This is a genomic window from Paraburkholderia sp. PAMB 6770, assembly GCF_057748135.1.
Genome location: NZ_CM173238.1, coordinates 1,827,389 through 1,847,521 on the forward strand (window position 1 = coordinate 1,827,389; position 20,133 = coordinate 1,847,521).

Annotated in this window: 17 protein-coding genes; 9 read left to right on the plus strand and 8 right to left on the minus strand. The window is 68.1% G+C overall.

Annotation, left to right across the window (positions count from 1 at the left end; translation table 11 throughout):
* Positions 1-77: 77 nt before the first annotated feature.
* Entirely contained in the window at positions 78-956 is an 879-nt protein-coding gene (locus AC3AP7_RS08320; RefSeq protein WP_475764075.1) for a LysR substrate-binding domain-containing protein, read from the plus strand.
* Positions 957-982: 26 nt separating this feature from the next.
* On the opposite strand, the gene AC3AP7_RS08325 is transcribed toward AC3AP7_RS08320, so the two are convergent.
* Positions 983-2,530: a methyl-accepting chemotaxis protein gene (locus AC3AP7_RS08325; RefSeq protein ID WP_475764073.1), complete on the minus strand. Its 1,548-nt coding sequence runs from the start codon at positions 2,528-2,530 to the stop codon at positions 983-985.
* A gap of 357 nt (positions 2,531-2,887) precedes the next feature.
* On the opposite strand from AC3AP7_RS08325, the gene AC3AP7_RS08330 reads away from it, so the two are divergent.
* Positions 2,888-3,529 carry a hypothetical protein gene (locus tag AC3AP7_RS08330; RefSeq protein ID WP_475764072.1) on the plus strand — a complete coding sequence of 214 codons (642 nt, stop codon included), beginning with the start codon at positions 2,888-2,890 and terminating at the stop codon, positions 3,527-3,529.
* 4 nt (positions 3,530-3,533) lie between these two features.
* On the opposite strand, the gene AC3AP7_RS08335 is transcribed toward AC3AP7_RS08330, so the two are convergent.
* Positions 3,534-4,394 (minus strand): LysR family transcriptional regulator, encoded by an 861-nt coding sequence (locus AC3AP7_RS08335; protein ID WP_475764070.1) that lies wholly within the window; start codon positions 4,392-4,394, stop codon positions 3,534-3,536.
* A 133-nt stretch (positions 4,395-4,527) separates the two neighbouring features.
* On the opposite strand from AC3AP7_RS08335, the gene AC3AP7_RS08340 reads away from it, so the two are divergent.
* The 4 genes from AC3AP7_RS08340 (at position 4,528) to AC3AP7_RS08355 (ending at position 9,214) form a co-directional block, all read left to right on the plus strand.
* Entirely contained in the window at positions 4,528-5,928 is a 1,401-nt protein-coding gene (locus tag AC3AP7_RS08340) for a DHA2 family efflux MFS transporter permease subunit (RefSeq protein ID WP_475764068.1), read from the plus strand.
* Between the two features lie 116 nt (positions 5,929-6,044).
* Positions 6,045-6,935: a LysR family transcriptional regulator gene (locus AC3AP7_RS08345; protein ID WP_475764066.1), complete on the plus strand. Its 891-nt coding sequence runs from the start codon at positions 6,045-6,047 to the stop codon at positions 6,933-6,935.
* 357 nt (positions 6,936-7,292) lie between these two features.
* Positions 7,293-8,459 (plus strand): CaiB/BaiF CoA transferase family protein, encoded by a 1,167-nt coding sequence (locus AC3AP7_RS08350; RefSeq protein ID WP_475764064.1) that lies wholly within the window; start codon positions 7,293-7,295, stop codon positions 8,457-8,459.
* Positions 8,456-9,214 (plus strand): enoyl-CoA hydratase, encoded by a 759-nt coding sequence (locus AC3AP7_RS08355; RefSeq protein ID WP_475764062.1) that lies wholly within the window; start codon positions 8,456-8,458, stop codon positions 9,212-9,214. The genes AC3AP7_RS08350 and AC3AP7_RS08355 overlap by 4 nt, the downstream gene beginning before the upstream one ends.
* Positions 9,215-9,216: 2 nt before the next feature.
* On the opposite strand, the gene AC3AP7_RS08360 is transcribed toward AC3AP7_RS08355, so the two are convergent.
* From AC3AP7_RS08360 to AC3AP7_RS08370, 3 genes are all read right to left on the minus strand, one after another.
* A complete protein-coding gene (locus AC3AP7_RS08360; protein WP_475764061.1) occupies positions 9,217-12,285 on the minus strand; it encodes a bifunctional diguanylate cyclase/phosphodiesterase in 3,069 nt (1,022 codons plus the stop codon).
* Positions 12,282-13,061, minus strand: a complete 780-nt coding sequence (locus AC3AP7_RS08365; RefSeq protein WP_475768018.1) for a substrate-binding periplasmic protein — start codon at positions 13,059-13,061, stop codon at positions 12,282-12,284. The genes AC3AP7_RS08360 and AC3AP7_RS08365 overlap by 4 nt, the downstream gene beginning before the upstream one ends.
* 142 nt (positions 13,062-13,203) lie before the next feature.
* Entirely contained in the window at positions 13,204-13,350 is a 147-nt protein-coding gene (locus tag AC3AP7_RS08370) for a DUF3096 domain-containing protein (RefSeq protein ID WP_475764059.1), read from the minus strand.
* Positions 13,351-13,632: 282 nt separating this feature from the next.
* On the opposite strand from AC3AP7_RS08370, the gene AC3AP7_RS08375 reads away from it, so the two are divergent.
* Positions 13,633-14,430, plus strand: coding sequence for an SH3 domain-containing protein (locus tag AC3AP7_RS08375; RefSeq protein WP_475764057.1), 798 nt, complete (start codon positions 13,633-13,635; stop codon positions 14,428-14,430).
* 681 nt (positions 14,431-15,111) lie between these two features.
* Here the strand turns inward: AC3AP7_RS08375 and AC3AP7_RS08380 are convergent.
* Positions 15,112-16,083, minus strand: a complete 972-nt coding sequence (locus tag AC3AP7_RS08380; RefSeq protein ID WP_475764055.1) for a MerR family transcriptional regulator — start codon at positions 16,081-16,083, stop codon at positions 15,112-15,114.
* A 302-nt stretch (positions 16,084-16,385) separates the two neighbouring features.
* Here AC3AP7_RS08380 and AC3AP7_RS08385 point away from each other — a divergent pair, with 302 nt between their 5' ends.
* Entirely contained in the window at positions 16,386-17,783 is a 1,398-nt protein-coding gene (locus tag AC3AP7_RS08385) for an MFS transporter (RefSeq protein ID WP_475764053.1), read from the plus strand.
* Positions 17,784-18,200: 417 nt separating this feature from the next.
* Positions 18,201-18,398 carry a hypothetical protein gene (locus AC3AP7_RS08390; RefSeq protein ID WP_475764051.1) on the plus strand — a complete coding sequence of 66 codons (198 nt, stop codon included), beginning with the start codon at positions 18,201-18,203 and terminating at the stop codon, positions 18,396-18,398.
* A gap of 103 nt (positions 18,399-18,501) precedes the next feature.
* Here AC3AP7_RS08390 and AC3AP7_RS08395 read toward each other — a convergent pair whose 3' ends face one another.
* Both AC3AP7_RS08395 and AC3AP7_RS08400 read right to left on the minus strand, forming a co-directional pair.
* Complete coding sequence (locus AC3AP7_RS08395) at positions 18,502-19,371, minus strand: MOSC domain-containing protein (RefSeq protein ID WP_475764050.1); 870 nt, start codon at positions 19,369-19,371, stop codon at positions 18,502-18,504.
* Positions 19,372-19,377: 6 nt separating this feature from the next.
* The gene (locus AC3AP7_RS08400; RefSeq protein WP_475764048.1) at positions 19,378-19,947 is read right to left on the minus strand and encodes a cytochrome b; all 570 of its coding nucleotides are present in this window, start codon (positions 19,945-19,947) and stop codon (positions 19,378-19,380) included.
* Positions 19,948-20,133 lie beyond the last annotated feature (186 nt).

Genomic DNA, 20,133 nt, shown 5'->3' on the forward strand with positions numbered 1-20,133 from the left:
TGCGCGGGCCACGCGTGCGCGCGGCGATGCGCGTGCATAATCTGCGCCTGGTTCCTTCCCTTCCTTGCGCGATACCGATGAGCAGCCATCTTCCGCTCAATGCACTGCGTGCGTTCGAAGTGTCCGCGCGGCATCTGAGCTTCACGCGCGCGGCCCGCGAACTCAACGTGACGCAGGCCGCCGTCAGCCAGCAGGTGCGGCTGCTCGAAGAGCGCCTCGGCGTGGCGCTGTTCCGGCGTCTGCCGCGCGGACTCGGCCTGACCGACGAGGGCCGCGCGCTGTTGCCGGTGCTCGGCGATGCATTTGGCCGCATCGGCAGCGTGCTGAAGCAGTTCGACGGCGGCCACTTCCACGAGGTGCTGACGGTGGGCGTCGTCGGCACGTTTGCGGTCGGCTGGCTGATACCGCGTCTGAAGGCGTTTCGTCAGATGCATCCGTTCGTCGAGCTGCGGCTTTTCACGCACAACAATCTGGTCGATCTCGCCGCCGAGGGGCTCGACTTCGCGATCCGCTTCGGCGACGGCAACTGGCCCGCGACGCGCAACGTGCGCCTCATCGACGCGCCGCTCGCGGTGCTGTGCGCGCCGGAGATCGCGCAGCGCGTCGCGACGCCCGCCGACCTCGCGCACGAGACGCTGCTGCGCTCGTACCGCGAGGACGAGTGGACCTTGTGGTTCGCCGCGGCCGGCATCGCGCCGTGCGCGGTGAACGGACCGGTATTCGATTCGTCGCGGCTGATGGTCGAAGCGGCCGTGCAGGGCGCCGGCGCCGCGCTCGCGCCGCCGTGCATGTTCGTGCGCGAGCGGCGCTCGGGCGTGCTCGTCTGCCCGTTCGGGATCGAGGTGAGCACCGGTGGCTACTGGCTGTGCAGCCTGAAGTCGCGCCGCACGACCGCCGCGATGGCGCTGTTCGGCGACTGGATCGTCACCGAGGCCGCCCGCGCGGACGACGCCTGACCTGGGGCGCGGCGGCGGTGCGCGCGCTAGCCGGCCACCTTGAATGCGGCGGTCAGTTCGCTCAGTTGCCGCGCCTGCTCCGCGAGCGAGCTCGCGGCGGCCGCGCTCTGCTCGACGAGCGCCGCGTTGTGCTGCGTGACTTCGTCCATCTGCGTGACGGCGAGCCCCACCTGGCGGATCCCTTCGCTTTGCTCTTTCGACGCCGCCGCGATTTCGCCGACGATGCGCACGACCCGCCCGATCGCCGCCTCGATCTCCTGAATCGTCGTTCCCGCCTCGCTGACGATGCCCGCGCCGCGCTCGACGCGCCCGGTCGACTCGGCGATCAGCGCGGCGATCTCCCGGGCCGCCGCCGCGGAGCGCTGCGCGAGGCTGCGCACCTCGCCCGCCACCACCGCGAAGCCGCGGCCCTCCTCGCCCGCGCGCGCCGCCTCGACTGCGGCGTTGAGGGCGAGGATGTTGGTCTGGAACGCGATCCCCTCGATCGCGGTGATGATCCCGGTCATCTTCGACGAGCCGGCATGGATCGCGCGCATCGTCTCGACCATGCCGCCGACCGTGCTGCGGCCGCGCGCCGCCATCTCCGCGGCGCCGAGCGCGAGCGAGCTGGCGTGCTGCGCGTTTTCGGCGTTCAGCTGGACCGTTGCGGTGAGCTGTTCCATCGCCGAGGCTGTCTGTTCGAGCGACGCGGCCTGCTCCTCGGTGCGCTGCGACAGATCGAGGTTGCCTGCGGCGATCTGCTGCGTCGACGACGCTATCGACTGCGAGCCCGCGCGTACCCGCGTGACGGTTACGCCGAGCCGCTCCTGCATGCCCGCGAGACCGCGCAGCAGCAGTCCCATCTCGTCGTTCGAGCGGATCGGCACGTGCATCGTCAGCTCGCCGGCTGCGATCGCGTCGAACTGCTGCAGCGCGTCGCGCAGCGGCGTCATGATCGCGCGCCGCAGCGACAGCCAGCTCGCGCCCGCGAGCGTGAGCCCCAGCACGACGCTGACGATGCACGCGGCAAGCAGCGCATGAAACAGCGCCGTCGAGCGCGCGCTCGCCGCCTGCGCATCGCGGGCGAGGTAGCGTTCGAGCGCGGCCTCGCTCTGGTTCATCGCGCCGTACAGCGCGATCAGATGCTGCGCTTCGCTGTCGTTCATCCATGCGGTGTCGCCGCTGCGGATCGCGTCGATCAGCCGGTCGATCGCGTCGTGCCGCACCGCGCTGCGCTTCGCGTCGAGATCGTCCGTGAGCTGCTGCAGCGCCGGCGTTTTCGGCAACTGGCGAAACGTCTGCCACGCCTCGTCCGATTCGGCGAGCAGCGCGTCCGCGCGGGCGAGCTGGCTCGCGAGCTGCGGCGACTGCGGATGGCCGATCGCCCAGTCGAGCCCGAAGCGCGCGCGCGACATCGCGGTGCCCGACTTGCCGAGCGCGACCACCGACGCGAAATGCACCGCATACGCGTCGCGCTGGGCCGCATTGCTCCCCGCCATGCCGACGACGCCGAGCACGCCGGTGGCGACCAGCAGCAGGCCGAGAAAGGCGATCGTCGCGGCGATCCGCAGGTTGAGGGTGAGGTGTCTGGTCATGTCGAGCGATGCCCTCTCAGGGTTGGCCGCCGCCGCGCGCACGGATTGCGCAACGTCGTTTGCCTCGTGGATTGTTTCATATATAGAACGTCGTTCTACCCGTGGTATTTTCTATCCGGGATATCGGCCGCCGCCGCGCAGACTTGAGGCGCTTCGCGGCCCTTCAAGGCGCTGCACGGCGGTCGTGCGCCGCCCCCCGCCGCGCCCCCGCTACAACCGTCGATTTCGACGCCCCCGCTACCGGACAACGTTTTTTTCCGGCACGATGAACCCCTGCGCCGCCCGCGCGGTCGAACGGGCCGCGGGCCGAAAGCCGCAGACCACACGCACGACAACGTCAGGGGAGCCACGAACAACATGAGTCAGCCGCGGGAAAAGCGCTTCTTTCTGGGCGCGGTGAGAATCGTCTGCATGACGCTGCTGGTCGCGTCGCTGGCGGTGGTGGTCATCGACATCGCGGAGATCGCGGGCGGCACGCGTGTGCCGACCGCGCACGTCAACCCGACCGTCGAGGCCACCGAGGTGCTCGCGAAGATTCCCGGCACGGAAACGGCTAACGATCTGCTGTCGAATGCGCCCGATTCCGGCCTGAAAGTGCCCAACGCCGAGGGTCTCGTGATCCCGCAGGCGCTCAAGGGCGCGCTGCTCGCCGACGACGACAGCCAGCCGGTGCTCAACGCGTGGCTCGGCAACGTGCCGACGACGGAGCGCCAGGGCTTCCTGAACGAGCTGTCGGTGGTCGTCGCTCTCGCGATGCAGCATGCGCAGTCGTGGGAATGGGACAACCGGCAGCGCTACGTGGCCGCGGCAATGACCGAATACGCGCGCATGAAGATCGACCGCCTGAACGAAGCGCAGGACGAACAGGCGCGCGCGGCCGCGCGCGACGAGCGCTATCTGGTGTCGGCGGGCGTGCTGGTGCTGCTGATCGGGATGCTGACGCTGCTGCTGATCCTGCTCGCGATCGAGCGCAACACGCGTCCGGACGCCGCGCGCTGACGCGCTACTCGCCGAGCCACGAGCCGCGCAGGTCGCTGTCGTTCAGCAGTTGCAGCAGCGTGCCGGCCGGACGGCTCAGGCGCCGCGCGCCGAGCGTGATGAACTCCACCTGCGGCAGCGCCGGCAGGCTCGTATGATTGACCGGCGGCGCCAGCCCGCGCGCCGCCAGATACTGCGGGCGCACCGTGATGCCGAGCCCGCCGCGCGCCGCCGCGATGCAGCCCGAGTGGCTGCTGCTCGTGCACACCAGTTGCCAGCGAAACCCGGCCTCCGCGAGCGCGTCGAGCACGACCGCGCGCGTGACGCTCGGCTCCGCGACGAGAATGAGCGGCAGCGGCTGGCTCAGGTCCACGCGCGTGCCCGCGCGCGCGAGCCATTCGAGGCGGCTGGTGAAGAGCGGTACGCCGCGCCGGTCGCCGAGCCGTCGCTTGCCGACCAGCAGGTCGATTGCGCCGGCTTCGAGCAGCTCGTAGAGCTTGCCGGTCATGCCGATCGTGATTTCCAGCTCGACATCCGGATGCGCGTCGCGAAACGCCGCGAGCACGGCGGGCAGCGGGCCGAGCGCGACGTCGTCCGACGAGCCGAGGCGCACGCGCCCTTTCAGGCGCGGCGCGCGAAACTGCGACTCGGCGTGCGTGAGCGCCTGCAGGATCACGCTCGCATGCGCGAGCATCGCCTCGCCGTCGGGCGTCATGGCCAGCGAATGCGTGTCGCGCACGAACAGGCGCCGCCCGACTTCCTGTTCGAGGCGGCGCACGTGCTCGCTCACGCTCGACTGCGTGAGCGCGAGCTGCCGCCCCGCCTCGGTGAAGCTGCGGCAGTGCGCGACAGTGGCGAAGGTCTTGAGCCAGACGGGATTGAGCATCCGCTATTGTTATCGGCAGAGCCGATAGCAGTCAACGTTCCTGGTGGGGTTCCCGATTGACCTGCATGTCAATATCATGACGATGCCTTTCATACCCTATGCGAACGCGCGCGTTTCGCGAAAGAACTGCCAGATGAATCAGGACTCCAGCCACACCGCGCTACTCTGGATCGTCGCGGCCGGCTTTTTCATGCAGGCGCTCGACACGACGATCGTCAACACCGCGCTGCCGTCGATCGCGCACGGCCTGCACGTCCCGGCGCTCGCGATGCAGCCGGTGATCGTCGCCTACACGCTGACCATGGCGATGCTCACGCCCGCCTCCGGCTGGCTCGCCGACCGCTTCGGCACCCGCCGCGTCTACTTCACCGCCATCCTGATCTTCGTGCTCGGCTCGCTGTGCTGCGCGTGCGCGCACTCGCTCGAACAACTGGTGATCGCCCGCGTGCTGCAAGGCATCGGCGGCTCGATGCTGTTGCCGATCGGCCGCCTCGCGGTGCTGCGCAGCGTCTCCGGCGAGCAGTACGTCTCCGCGCTCGCGATGATCTCGGTCGCCGGCCAGATCGGCCCGATCGTCGGTCCGACGCTCGGCGGCTGGTTCGTCGAAGCGCTCACGTGGCACTGGATCTTCCTGATCAACGTGCCGATCGGCGCAGTCGGGCTCGTGATGGTGTACCGCTTCCTGCCGCGCGGCGCGACGAGCGGCACGCCGCCGTTCGACCTCGCCGGCTGCGCACTGCTGTCGCTGTGCATGATCGCATTCTCGCTCGCGGTCGACACGCCGTTCGCCACGCATCGCGTGATCTGGTCGGCCGCGCTCTTCGCGCTCGCCTTCGCCAGTGCCGGGGCCTACGTGCCGTATGCGGCCGCGCGCGAAAACCCGCTGTTCCGGCTCGCGCTGTTTCGCGACCGCACCTTCAGCCTCGGCCTGGTCGGCAATCTCGTGTGCCGCGTCGGGTCGAGCGCGGTGCCGTTTCTGGTGCCGCTGCTGCTGCAGCTCGTGCTCGGCTATTCGCCGCTGCGCTCGGGCCTGATGATGCTGCCCGCCGCGCTCGCCGGCACGCTCGCCAAGCGCTGGATCGCGCCGCTCGTGCGCCGGTTCGGCTACAGTGCGTTCCTGCTCGTCAATACGCTGATCGTCGGCGGCGCGATCGTTGCGTTTGCATCGATCTCGCGCGGCACCCCGGTGTACGTCGCGATCGTGGTGCTCGCGGTATTCGGCGCAGCCAATTCGATGCAGTTCGCGGCGATGAACAGCGTCACGCTGAAAGACCTGACGCACGCGGACGCCGGCAGCGGCAACAGCCTGTTCTCGATGGTGCAGATGCTCGCGATGGGCCTCGGCGTATCGATCGGCGGCGGCCTCGTGAACGTGTTCGCCGCGCAGCTCGGCTCGCCGGCCATGGGCTTCCGGTTAAGCTTCATCGGGGTGGGCGCGATCACGCTGGCGTCGTCGCTGGTGTTCCGCCGCATCGACACCCCCCCTGCCGCGCCGGCCGCCATCGGACGCGCGGCGCGCGGGGCGGGCCGCTGACGGGGCTGCCGCGCGCGGCGCAACCCCGGGCACAGTCGCTGCATTGGCTGCTTAGCTGCATCGCTGCTTAGCTGCATTAGCCGCCCTGGCGGCATCGGCGAGGAGACCGCCATCCCGTGAAGCTCGATACCACCACCGTGCACCTCGTCCTCGCGATCGTCGAGGAAGGCAGCATCTCGCGCGCGGCCGACCGCCTGAATCTCGCGGTCGCCGCGGCCTCGCGGCGCGTGACGGACCTCGAACAGCAGCTCGGCGCGAAGCTCTTCAAGCGCGTGCCGCACGGCGTCGAGGTCACCAGCGCGGGCGCGAAGCTGCTGCAGTACGTGCGCCAGATCGACAACCTGATCGACCGTCTCGAAGGCGATGCGCGCGCGCTCACGCACGGGCTGGACGGACGCATCATCATCGGCGCGCCAAAGTCGGTCGTGATCCAGTTCCTCGCGCGGGAAATCTCCGCGATCCAGCGCAAGTACCCGGGCATCACGCTGAAGATCGTCGAGGAGAACAGCCGCATCGTCCAGCAACTGCTGCGCGAACGCGTGATCGACGTCGGCATCTACGAGAAAAAGAGCGGCTTTCTCGATCTCGAACAGTGGGCGTACCGCGAGGACCAGCTCGTGCTCGTCTACAGCCGCGCGCATTTTCAGTTCGAGGACCGCCCGCTTGCGCTCGACGACGTGCTCGCGCTGCCGATCGTCAGTCTCGGCAAGGGCTCGGCGGTGCTGGCCGCGCTGCAGCGCGCATACCGCAGCCGCGGCCGGCTGTTTCCGGACAACCTCACCGTAAGCGGCTTCGACACGATGCTCGCGATGGTGCGCCACGGGCTGGGTGTCGGCCTGATGCCGCCGGACGTGCTGCGCAGCGTCCGCCCCGAGGCCGCGCTCGCGTCGGCGCCGCTGCTCGGCGACTGGCATCAGCGCAGCTACGTGCTGTCGCGCAACGAGGGCCACGCGCAGCAGCAGACGCTGCACAACGTCGTCACCGAACTGCTGAACCACGCCGGCTGACGGCGTTCGCGGCGCGGCTCGCGCGCTCTGCTTTCTTGCTGCTTTCTTGCCACTTTCTTGCTGCTTTCTTTCTGCTTCGCCGCTGCTTCCCCACCGCTTTGCTGCCATTTTCCCGCTGCACTCGCACTGTTTCCTCGCCGTTTCCTGACCGTCCCCCCTTTCCCCCCTTTCCCCCCGTTTCCCGCCGCCGGTTTCGCGAGCCGCGAAACCAGCCATGCCGGCCGCATCCTTGCGGGGGCATCGCCGCCAGGCGACAGTACGGCCAGCCGTTTTCCCGCCGCATCGCGTGTGCAGCGACGCATCGCAGCGCGTCGACGCGCATACCGCCTTGCCTGTTTTTGACCGAGGAATTCCGACATGACGCAACCGAAGCAACTCCCGCTGCAAGGCATACGCGTGCTGGACGTGAGCCAGGTGATGGCCGGTCCGTTCGCCTGCATGCTGCTCGCCGATCTGGGCGCCGACGTGATCAAGGTCGAGCCGCCCGAGGGCGACCAGACCCGCGGGGCGATGGGCTTCAAGATGAAAGGCCCGGACAGCATGGGCTTTCTGAACATGAACCGCAACAAGCGCTCCGTCACGCTCGACCTGAAAACCGACGAGGGACGCGAGCGTTTCTACGCGCTCGCCAGGACGGCGGACGTGATCGTCGAGAACTACCGGCCGGGCGTCGTGCAGCGCTTGCGCATCGACTATCCGGCGATTCATGCGATCAACCCGAAGATCGTCTATGTGAGCATCTCCGGTTTCGGCCAGAGCGGTCCGTGGGCGTCGCGGCCCGGCTTCGACCTGATGGCCCAGGCCATGTCGGGCGTGATGAGCGTGACCGGCTACAAGGGCGGCAAGCCCGTGAAAGCGGGCGTGCCGGTCGCCGACATCGGTTGCGCACTGTTCGCCGTCTACGGGCTGCTGTCCGCGTACATCGGCGCGCAAAAAACCGGCGAGGGCCAGCACATCGACGCGTCGCTGTTCGATTCCGCGATGGCCTTCTCGATCTGGGACATGTCGGAGTACTGGGGCACCGGCGTGCCGCCCGCGCCGCTCGGCACCAGCAACCGGATGAGCGCGCCGTACCAGGCGGTCAAGGCGCGCGACGGCTACTTCGTGATGGGCGCGACGAACCAGAAGCTGTGGTCGAAACTGTGCACGCTGCTCGAACGTACCGATCTCATCAGTCATCCTGATTATGCAAGCGTGTCGCTGCGGCTCAAGCACCGCGAAGCACTGATCGAAACGCTCGAACAGGCATTCGCGCAGCGCGACAGCGCCGAGTGGGTCGACGCACTGCTTGCGGCCGGCATCCCGGCGGGGCCGATCCTGTCGTACCCCGAAGCGTTCGGCAGCGAGCACGCCGCGCACCGCGGCATGTGCATGGAGATCGATCACCCGATCGAAGGCAAGGTGAAGAACATCGGCTTCCCGGTCAAGCTGCTCGGCACGCCGCAGGTCGTGCGTCGTCATCCGCCGCTGCTCGGCGAGCACAACGACGAAATTTTCGCCGAACTCGACGGAGCCGCCGAATGAACGATCCTGTCACGCTGACCGTGCATCCCGACGGCGCTGCCGAGATCGTGATCGATCGCCCCGAGCGCCACAACGCGATGACGATCCCGATGTACGAGACGCTCGTCGCACTGCTCGCGCAGTGCGCGCGCGATCCGGCGGCGCGCTGCATCCTGCTGCGCGGCGCCGGCGGCAAGTCGTTCATCGCGGGCACCGACATCGGCTATTTCGACGGCTTTCGCAGCGGTCGCGACGGCGTCGCGTACGAGGCGCAGGTGGAGCGCGTGATCGACGCGGTCGAGCGCGTCGCGCTGCCGACTATCGCGGTGATCGACGGCTGGGCCGTCGGCGGCGGACTCGCGCTCGCAACCGCATGCGATTTTCGCGTCTGCAGCGACCGCTCGCGCTTCGGTGCGCCGATTGCGAAGACGCTGTCGAACACGCTGTCCTCGCGCAATCTCGCGCGGCTCCAGGCTGCCTTCGGCGTGCCGCGCGTCAAGAAGATGCTGATGCTTGCCGAGTACCTCGACGCCGGCGAAGCGCTGTCGTGCGGATACGTGTACAGCGTGAACGCGTCCGACGCGCTGCAGGATGCCGCGCGCGCCCTCGCGGGCCGGCTCGCCGCGCTCTCGCCTGTGACGCAGCAGGCGGTCAAGGAAAGCTTGCGGCGCATCGTCGTGGAGCAGCGCCTCGACGACGAAGACCTGATCGACTCGGTGTACGGCAGCGCGCGCTTTCGCGCCGCGGTCGCGGCGTTCGGCGCCGGCAAACCCTGACGCTAGAGGCCCGGGCACAGACGGGCTTCGAGCGCGTCGAAGCCGTCTTCGAAGGCCGCGGCCGGCAGCGGCCGGCAAAAGTAAAAGCCCTGGTACGCGTGACAGCCGGCTGCCGCGAGAAAGTCGCGCTGCGCGGCGTTCTCCACGCCTTCGGCGATCACGCCGAGGCCCAGACTCTGTGCGAGCGCAACGATCGTGCGCGCGATCGCCGCGTCGTTCGGATCGTCCAGCACGTCGCGCACAAACGAGCGGTCGATCTTCAGCTGGTCGAGCGGCAGCCGCTTCAGATAGGACAGCGACGAGTAGCCGACGCCGAAATCGTCGAGCGCGAATTCCACGCCGCGCGCCTTGAGCGCGCCCATCTTGCCGACGATGTCCTGCATGTTGTCGACCAGCACGCTCTCGGTCAGCTCCAGCTTGAGCCGCTCGGGCCGCGCGCGCGTCGCGGCGAGCGTGGCGAGCACGCGCCCGACGAAGCCCGGATCGCGCAGTTGCTGCGCACTCACGTTGACCGCCATCGTCAGGTGCGCGAGCGCGGGATGCTCGGCCCAGCGCGCGAGCTGCGCGCATGCGGCTTCGAGCACGCGGTTGCCGAGCGCGACGATCAGGCCGGTCTCCTCCGCGAGCGCAATGAACTCGGCGGGCGCGACGAGACCGCGCTGCGGATGCTGCCAGCGCACCAGCGCCTCGACGCCGGTCGTGCGGCCCCGCTCGACCTGCGCCTGGTAGTGCAGCACGAACTGGTCTTCGTCGATTGCCGCGCGCAGCGCCGCTTCGAGCGCGGCGCGCGCGAGCACCACGGTCTGCATGTCCGGGTCGAAGAAACAGATCGCGTTGCGGCCGCGCTCTTTCGATTTGTACATCGCGAGATCGGCCTGCTTCAGCAGTTCGTCGGTGCTGACCTGCTGCCCGCAAAACACGGTGGCGCCGATGCTCGCAGTGCTGCGGTACGCAATGTCGCCGAGCGTATACGGCGCGCCGAGCACCGCCAGAATCCGCTCGCCGAGCACCTCGGCCTGCCGCGCGGCCTCGTGACGATGCACGCTCAGGTTGCCGAGCACGACGACGAATTCGTCGCCGCCGACCCGCGCGACGGTATCGCTGTCGAGCACGCAGGCCGCAAGACGCTGCGCGACCTGCTGCAGCAGCAGGTCGCCGTGGTCGTGGCCGAGCGTGTCGTTGAGCGTCTTGAAGTGGTCGAGATCGATGAAGAGCGCGGCACCGCATGCATGGCTGCGGGCGCTCGCGATCGTCGCCTGGGTCAGGCGGTCGAGCAGCAGCCGGCGGTTCGGCAAATGCGTGAGCGCATCGAAGAATGCGAGCTCGCGGATCTTGTCCTCCGCGATCTTGCGCTCGGTGATGTCCTGGTGCGTGCTCACGTAATGGCTGACCGCGCCGTCCTCGCCGGTCACCGCCGAGATCGTCAGCCACTTCGGATAGATTTCGCCGTTCTTGCGGCGGTCCCAGATCTCGCCCTGCCAGCCGCCGGTTTCGCGAATCGACGTCCACATCTGGCGGAAGAATCCGACGTCATGCCGCCCGGCATTCAGCACCCGCGGCGTAAGCCCGACGATCTCGGCGGCTGCGAAGCCGGTACAGCGCGTGAACGCCGTGTTCACGCGCAGGATGCGCGCGTGCGCGTCGGTGACCATCATCGGCGCGAGCGAATCGAACGCGATCGCGGCAATGCGCAACTCGGCCTCGACCTGCTTGCGCTCGGTGATGTCGCGCCCGCTCGTGCGAAAGCCGATGAAGCCGCCCTTCGCGTCGTTGATCGGCACCCACGACACGGACAGCCAGATCACCGAGCCATCCTTGCGCACACAACGAAATTCGAGGTCGTCGCCGCGCTCGCCCTGCTGCCCTTTGTGCAGCGCGGGCAGCACGCGCGCCTGGTCCTCCGGGTGAATCAGCGCGCGGGCGAGATCGGGCATCGCCATGCACTCGTCGACGCTGTAGCCGAGGTAGCCGTACACCGACGGATTGATCCAGCGCGGCTTGCCGTCCGGTCCCCACCAGACTTCCCAGTTCACCGTGCAGTCCGCGATCGCACGGAATTTCTCCTCGCTCGCACGCAGCTCCTTCGTCATTTTTCCGGCGAGACGCTGCGCGCGCATCCGGCCGGTCATCATCAGCCACGTGAGCAGCGCGAGCAGCACCGCGAGACCGCTGCCCGCGCTCGCGATCAGCCACTCGGCGTTGCGGCCGAAGCGGGCCTTGAACACGTCGTCGGCCGACAACGAGAGCGTCCAGTCGTGACCGCCGACGACGAGGTACTCGTTCGCGTGCAGGATCGCGTCGCCCGGGGCGCCGGGCGACGGCGCGCTGCTGTACAGCAGCGCCGGCGGCGCGGCGCCGATGCCGTCGTAGATCGCGAGCGTGAGGCCCGGCGGCTGCTCGCCGTACAGGCTCGCGATCACGTCGCGCATCCGGAACGAGGCGTAGACCCAGCCGGCGAGGTGCGCGCGCCGGTCGGCCGGGCGCGCGTGCGGCAGGCCGGCCGCATAGACCGGCAGATACATCACGAAGCCCGGCGGCGCATCGCGCCCGCCGTCGACCGCCAGCCGCACCTTGCCGGACACCGTCGCGAGCCCCGTGTCGCGCGCGCTTTCGAGCGCGCGCCGCCGCACCGGGCTCGCCCATGTGTCGAAGCCGACCGCGCGCAGATTGATGCCGATCGACGGCTCGCGCTGCACGATCGGCGCGCGGTCGGCCGGTGCCTGCGCCGCCGCTGCGCCGCGCGGGCGCGCCGCCGGCTGCCACGCGACAATGCCGATCGCCTGAATGCCGGAGAAATTCGCATCGAGGTCGAGCGTCTGCACGTAATCGCGAAAGCGCGTGCGGTCGATGCCGCCGGTTGCGTCGAACAGGCTTTGCACGCCGCGCAGCATCAGCTCGTAGGTCGCCATGCGCTGCTCGACGCGGCTCACCGCGTCGCCAAGCGCGAAGTCGAACTGCGTGACGAGTTCGCGCCGCGCGGCCGCCCGTTCGTGATCCCAGACGACCCACGTGAGCACGAGCGCCCCGCACAGTACGATGAACGGCAGCAGAACCGCGCGCGGCCGGCTCACTGCGCGGCCTGGAAGTCGACCATCGACGCGGCGAGCGCCGGGTCGAAATACTTCTCGAAGAGACGCAGCACGGTGCCGTCGGCGCGCATCTGGTCGACCAGCGCGCGCCATTGCGCGCGCTGCGCCGGCGACAGCGCCTTCTTCGACATGATGAGTCCGTGCGGCACCGCGGGATCGTCGAACGGGACGACCGTCGTCACGTCGCGGATGCGCTTCGCCCCGATGGCCGGGTAGTCGAACGGCTCGATGATCATCCCCTGGATCTGTCGCGCGACCAGCGCGTCGTAGAGCGGTTCGAGACCGCTCGCCTGGGTGACGCGGTTGTCCTCGGCGAGCGTATCCACCAGATGATTGGCCGACGCGCTATAGCGGAAGCTGCGGATCACGCCGAGCTGCAGGCGCGCGGCGCGCTCGAAGCCGGCCGCCGTGCGGACCCCCGAATCGGTGCGCACGAGCAGGAAGTAGCGGTCGCTGAAGTACCACGCGAAATCGGCGTAGCGGTTGCGCTCGTCGCTCGCGATGCCCGACAGGCTGAAATCGAGTGCCCCCGAGCGGATCAGCGCCCAGATGCGCGCGCGCGACATCAGGCTCACGCGGATCTGGCAGCCGCTGCGGCGCGCGAGTTCGTCGGCGAAGTCCTTGTCGATGCCGCTGTCGGTCGCGGCCGAATACAGCAGCCCATGATCGTGCAGCGCGAGCGTGTAGGGACGCGTGCAGTCCGGCCCCGCCGCGTGCGCGGCGCCGAGGCTGCCCAGAGCCAGCAGCAGGCCGGCCATGCCAGATCGAATCACGGTGTCTCCGTCGCGACAGGGTGAAGCCCACACGGGTGACGCTCGCGCGCGCGAGCGTGCGGCCGGCGCGGTGCGCCGGCACGGACGGATTATCGGCCGCGCGCGGTACTTCTTGAGACGCGCGCCGCTAGTGGAGATGATCGCCGAACAGCCCGACCAGACCGATGATGATCAGGTAGAGCGCGACGACCAGATTCAGCAGCCGGGGAACGGCAAGAATCAGGATGCCCGCGATCAGCGCGGCCAGCGGGCCAAGTTGGGTCACGATGTGCATGGCGGTGTCCTCTGATGAAAGCGCCGCCGGCCGTGTGCAGGCGCGCGTGCGATGCGTCCGCAAACGGCATGCCCGGCGCCGGGCTATCCTCGCGGGATTGCGCGGGTTGCCGGCCCGGCAGACCCGCATGGCCGCGCGCCCCGGCATCGCACAGCATCGCACTGCAATACGGGATGGGGTGCGGTCGGGGCCCTGTTCTGCTAACCTGCTCGTCTGTTCCTCATCGCGTCGCGAGGCGCCGCTCCCACTCCCATGGCTATTGCGCGCAACCTGCACCCCCGCATGCAAGACGATCGACGTATTCCGCTTTTCGGCGCCGCCCCCCGCTTTCTCGCGGTCGCGGCAGCGCTCGCGGCGCTGCCTGGCGTCGCCTGCGCGCAGGCCGAAGCCTATACGAACCAGCCGGTCAACCTGATGGCCGGTCCCGGCACCGGCTATCCGATCATCGTCGGACTCGCGCCGAACGAGCCCGTCGAGGTGATGGATTGCGTGAGCACCTACGACTGGTGCGACGTCGTGCTCGACGACTTCCGCGGCTGGCTGCCGGGCATCACGCTCAATTATCCGTACCAGGGCAGCTACGTGCCGCTCGAAAGCTACGGTGCGGTGATCGGACTACCGGTGATCGCGTTCTCGCTCGACACGTACTGGGATCGCTTCTACCGCAACCAGCCGTGGTACGGCGAGCGCGAGCGCTGGCGTCATGAAGGGCCGCCGCGGCCCTATGTACCGGGCCATGCGCCGGTGCCCGGCCACGGACAACCGATGCCGCCGCCCCGCGGCGCCATGCCGCCGCACGCGCCGCAACCGCAGATGGCACCGCAGATGCAGCAGGGTCACTCGTTCCAGGCGGCGCCGATGCCGCCTCAAGGCCGGCCCATGCCGCAACAGCCGCAGCCCCAGCCGATGGCACAGCCGGGGCGCCCGCCCCAACCGATGCAGCAGCCGGGTCGCGCACCTCAACCGATGTCACAGCCCGGGCGCGAATATGCGCCGGCGCAGCACGGCGAGCCGCATCCGCAGGCGCCGTCGCAAGAGCGTCAGCCGCCGGCACACCGGGAACCGCAACAGGGTCAGTGAGTAGGCTCGCCGCCGCGGCGGCGAGCCGCTCGTCAGCGAACCGGAGCGTACGGCGAAATCATTGCTACGGAATCCTGATCAATTGTGTGACGATGCGGCGCTCACTGACGCCGGGGGCGGACAAGAGAAAGAAAAAAGCGAGGAAAAAGCTGCGCGCACCCATGACCACGGTCGGATGCGCGCATTGCACGCACTAAAGCGAAGACGCCATCAGGACCGGGGAATCCACATGCCGGCCTCTCCGCTGTTTCAGATTAATTCACCGGCACGGCGATTCATAGAAAAAACCTCAACTCAATTCCGATTCGCTTTGCTCGCTATTTAATCGGAAATTTAAAGCGGAATTAAATGTGTACGGTCATGCGCTGTTTTTAAAGCGTAATCCGCAGACAATTCAAGTCCGAATTTTATTCGTATTCCTGTGTATTGACAGATCCGCCGGCTCGATCCGCGCATCGCGGGATGGTGCTGCAATCAGGCTGCATCGGGGTTTTGCGCGCGGCGCACGCGCAAAAAAAAGCCCGCTAGGTTACGCGGGCTAACGTTCGGTGGAGAACGTTCCAGAGAGCCATTTCAATCTAGTCGTTAAAAACGTTTTGTCAAATAAAGTGTGTGCCCGACTGTGCTCGCCTCTGTGCGACAAAGCGAAAGACAGGCGTTGCCCTGTCGCGCGAGTCCGGCTCAACGCTCGTCCGTAGACCACTGTTCTTCACGCGCGACCCGTTCGAGCGCGAGTTCGACCATCGCGCGCGCGCGATTCGCAACGTCGCCGAGGTAGCGGTGCAGCGCGGCATCCGCGGGCGTGCGCGACTCGCAGTCGTCGCTGTACTGCTCGAACGCGGACAACTGCCGGATGAGATCGCTCAGATGCCGCGGACATTCGCAGACGATCGTCGTGGAACGGGTCGCGATGGTGGCAAGCGCATCATCCGAATAACGGCGCGGCACGCGCGACGGTTCGTCGACGCGCTCGCGCAGCCCGTGCGAAGACAGATCGCGCAGCAACTGCAGCATGTCGTTCTTGTCGAACGGCTCGCGATGCACCCGCACGCCCGCATGCCGCAGGCCGTCCACGCAATGCTCGGTGCCGAACGCGTAGACGACGGCCACCAGCCGCGCGCGGCAGCGCTCCGCGAGCCCCAGGATGGACTCCATCGTGTCGTCCTGCAGCGACGCCACGTAGATCAGCAACGCGTCCGCGTTGAACGGATGCTGCTGCGCGTCGTGCAGATCGTCGAACACGGTCAGGCGAGGCGGGCTCGCGGACTGCAGTTGCGGCAGTTCGCCACGCAGGCGCCGCGCGAGCGACATGCCGACGATCGCGATACGGGCCTCGTGCTGCCCGTCGGCGGGCTGCCGGGCGAACGCGGATTCGCTATAGGTGAGGCTCAGCCGGTCGAGCTGATCGAGGTCGAGCCGCGCGATCGAACCGATTGCATGGCCGCGCTCGACGAGTTTTTTCAGCAGGATCAGCCGGCGCACGTCCTCGGCGGAGTACAGCCGCTGACCCGAGGGCGTCTTCGGTGGTGAAACGACACCGTAGCGCCGTTCCCAGATGCGCAGCGTGGTGACGGGCATTCTCGCAAGGCGCGCCGCAGCGCCGCTGCGATAGCAAGGCGGATCGACTTTGTGTTCCAGGACTGGCGTGGACATGATTGGCCTCCCCAAAATAAGCGCCGCAATGCCGCGCGTCCGACGCGGTCATGAGTCGCTATGGCCGCATTGTATAAATGAAATCCGATTCATATCTGAGACATTCGTTCGATTTTACGAATCTTTTACTATTTTTATCATTTTGCTTGCGAGCACCGTCGGCTTGCGCCGACGCCCGCGCCCAGCCTCCTCCGTTCTCGGTATTCGCACGCATTGCCGGGCGTCGCGCCGTCGTGCGACAGTCCCAGCACCCGATGCAGTATCCGGTCACTCTTACAACACGCTCACAACAAGAGGCATCCATGTCCACGCAACAGGCGGCCGAAATTGCTGCCCGATTTGACAGGCTCCCCCCCTCCCGCACCGTCTGGACGATGGTGATCCTGATCTCGCTCGGCGGGGTCTTCGAGTTCTACGATCTGTTCTTCACCGGCTACGTCGCGCCGGGCATGGTCGAGTCCGGGCTCTTCAAGCCGGAGTCGCTCGGCTGGTTCGCCGGGCTGCAGTCGCTCGCGGTGGCCGGCTTCGGCACCTTCGTGTTCGCGACCTTCGCCGGACTGTGGCTCGGCACCATCGCGTTCGGCTTCGTGGCGGACCGCTTCGGGCGCCGGGTGGTGTTCACCTGGTCGCTGATCTGGTACGTGATCTGCACCGTGATCATGGCCTTCCAGACTTCCGGGTTCATGCTCGACATCTGGCGGCTGATTGCCGGCATCGGCATCGGCGTCGAGCTGGTGACGATCGACACCTACATCTCCGAGCTGATTCCGGGCGGCGAGCGCGGACGCGCGTACGCGGTCAACCAGTTCATCACGTTCTGCGTGGTGCCGGTGGTCGCGTTCCTCGCTTACGTGCTGAAAGGCTCGCATCCGTTCGGCCTCGAGTACTGGCGCGTCGTGATCCTGATCGGCTCGATCGGCGCGGTGGTGGTCTGGATTCTGCGCCGCCGGATTCCAGAAAGCCCGCGCTGGCTTGCGCGCCACGGCCGCATCGAGGAAGCGGAGCGCATCGTCGCCGATATCGAGCGCCGCGTCGCGGCGGAGACCGGCAAGGCGCTGCCGCCGCCGCAGCCGGTCAAGGCCGAGCAGGCCGGCGCCGGCTCGTACGGCGAAATCTTCGGGCCGCGCTATCGCCGGCGCACGATCATCATGTCGATTTTCAACATGGCGCAGGTCATCGGCTTCTACGGTTTTGCCGCGTGGGTGCCGACGCTGCTGATCCATCGCGGCATCCACGTGACGGCGAGCCTCGAATACGCGTTCGTGATCGCGATTGCGAACCCGTTCGGGCCGCTGCTCGGCGTCTGGTTTGCCGACAAATTCGAGCGCAAGACGCAGATCTGCTGCGGGCTGCTTGTGATGGCCGTCGTGATTGCCCTGTTCTCGCAGGCCTCGCAGCCGGCGCTGCTAATCGCGCTCGGCGTGCTGTTCACGCTTGCGTCGAACGTGATGTCGTACGCGTACCACGGCTACCAGGCGGAGCTGTTCCCGACCCGCATCCGTGCGCGCGCCATCGGCTTCGTCTACTCGTGGAGCCGGATCTCGGCCGCGTTCGCGGGCCTTGCCATCGGCATTCTGCTGCACGGCTACGGGGTGCCCGGCGTGGCGGTGTTCATCGGCATCTCGATGCTGATCGGCATCTCGATGATCCTGCTCGGACCGTCGACGCGCGGTCTGCCGCTCGAAGCGATCAGCCACTGACCGGGGCCGTCGGCGCGCCTCGAGGCGCGCCCGGAAAAGAAAGGCCCGGCGTGGCGCCGGGCCCCGAAAGGCCGCCCCTGGCGCGGGCCGCGGGGCGACGGGACGTGTCGGTTCGGATCGAACAGATCGCCACGAACGATACCGGTGCAGCCTTAAGGTCGTCTTAAGCATCGCCCTCTCAGGCCGCGGCGATGATTACCGCATGTGACACGCCGCCGCACGCCCTTCGCGTTTAAGGAACGTTTAAGGCAACTGCCTTATCTATGAGGGGTTGGGCGCGTGCCGGCGCACGCCGGCGGTCCGCATCCGCACGCGGGCCCGCAGAACCGGGCGCGCGGTCAGGCTGCGGCGCTCGCGCGGACGCCCGCCTCCCGGCAATCACAGACAGTGACACGCAGAGATACACGGATTACCACAATGAAAACAGCCGAATCGCACGCGCCACACGGCGGCGCCCATCATGCAGCGCACGGCGCCGTGCCTGCGGGCGAGCCCCGCGCGTCCAGCGGCAGACTGACCCTGCTTGTCATCGTGCTGACGCTGCCCGTGCTGGTGATCGGGCTCGGGATCAGCGAGGCGCTGTTTGCGCTGATCGTGCGCGTGCTGCTGCACTGATGCATGCCGGCGGCGCACGCCGCACGGCATGGCCCGCTTGTACCGGAAGACGCCGAACGGCGGGCCGGCGGGCCGACGTGCCGGCCCGCCCGCGAGGCCCGCCTCAGTCGCCGAACGCGAGTTCCGCGTCCACCGGTAGCCCGCAGGCGAGCCGCACGCCGATGCCCGTCTCGATCACCGCGTTCTGGCCGAACGTGATGCCGCCGCCGACACGCGCGTCGGCGCGATACGTCGCCAGCGTGTCGAGCGGTTCGTGCGGCCAGTCCGGGTGCGGCAGGCCGCTGTCCTGGTCGAGCGTCGGAATCGGGCAGCGTGCGCACGGCTTCACGAGCCGCAGCGCGACCGGCGCGCCGTCGACGCGCATCGTCAGGCGCTCCACGTAATCCTCCTCGTAGGGATCGAGCCCGTCGATCACGAGGTTCGGGCGAAAGCGGTTCATCGGAATCGGCGGCGCGCCCTTGGCCGCCAGCCGCGCGTTCAGCTCCGCAAGCGACGCGCTGCTCGTCGCGAGCAGCGGAAAACCATCGGAGAACTGCGCGAGCGCGCGAATCTCGCCGGTCCAGAACGGATCCGCGATCCGTTGCGCGGCCGGATCGAAACGCACGAGGCGCACCGGCAGGCCGAGAAAGCGCGAGAACCACGCCGCGCTCGCCGCGCCGGTATCGAATGCGCGCACGGTGTCGTCCCAGACGGTTGCCTCGACGATGGCCGGTTCGCCCAGGTCCGCCACCGCAAGCGGCGTGTGCAGCGGCGGCATGCCCGGGGCCGAGACGACCAGATCCGTGTCGCCGGGTGCGGCGCGGATCTGCGCGAGGCGCCCGTGGCTGCGCTGCGTGAGCATCCGGCCGCGCGCGTCGACCAGCATCCAGTGGCGGTCGTATTCGAGGCCGTGCGGCGTCAGCACCGCCTCGCGCAGCGCGACGCCGGCGCACGACTTGACCGGATAGGTGAACAGCGCACTGAGCGTCGGCATCGCGCGTCAGCCCCTTGCGCGGCCGGTCATGCGCCCGACGATGTCGACCCGCTGGACCAGCTGGTGATAGATCACCGCGAGCACGTGCCCGGCGATCAGCACATAAGCGGCGTAGGCAAGCAGCCCGTGCACCTGTCCGGCCAGATGGCCGAGCGCCTTGTCCTGCGGCACCAGCGCCGGCACCTGGAACAGCCAGAACCACTGCACCGGATGGCCGCCGCCGTACGAATTCAGGTAGCCGCTGAGCGGCATGCCGAGCAGGATCACATACAGCAGCCCGTGGCCGAGATGCGCGAGCCCGCGCTCGAACGCCGGAATCGCGTCCGGCAGCGGCGGCACGCGGCCCGCCAGGCGGGTGACGATACGCAGCAGCGTGAGCACCAGAATGGTGAGGCCGATCGACTTGTGCAGCGTGAACCAGGTCATGCGCGCCGCATCGTGGCGATCGAGCGACGTCATGTACCAGGCGAGCGGAATCACGATGAACATGCACAGCGCGCTCAGCCAGTGCAGCGTACGCAGCGCGACGCTGTAGACCGGGCGCGGCGTGGCGAGAGAAAGCGAGCGACGGGACATGGGGAACCCTCCCTGAGAAATGCAAACTGGATGGATAGCGGACGCTCTGGCGAGCGTTCGGGCAAACGCCGCAGCAACCGTTGAAGCGAGCGCCAAAGCAAACGCCAAGGCGAGCGTCAAGGCAAACGTCAGACGCTAGCGTCGCACAGAAACGCGCCGACGTTCCTTACACGCGGCAAAACAGGG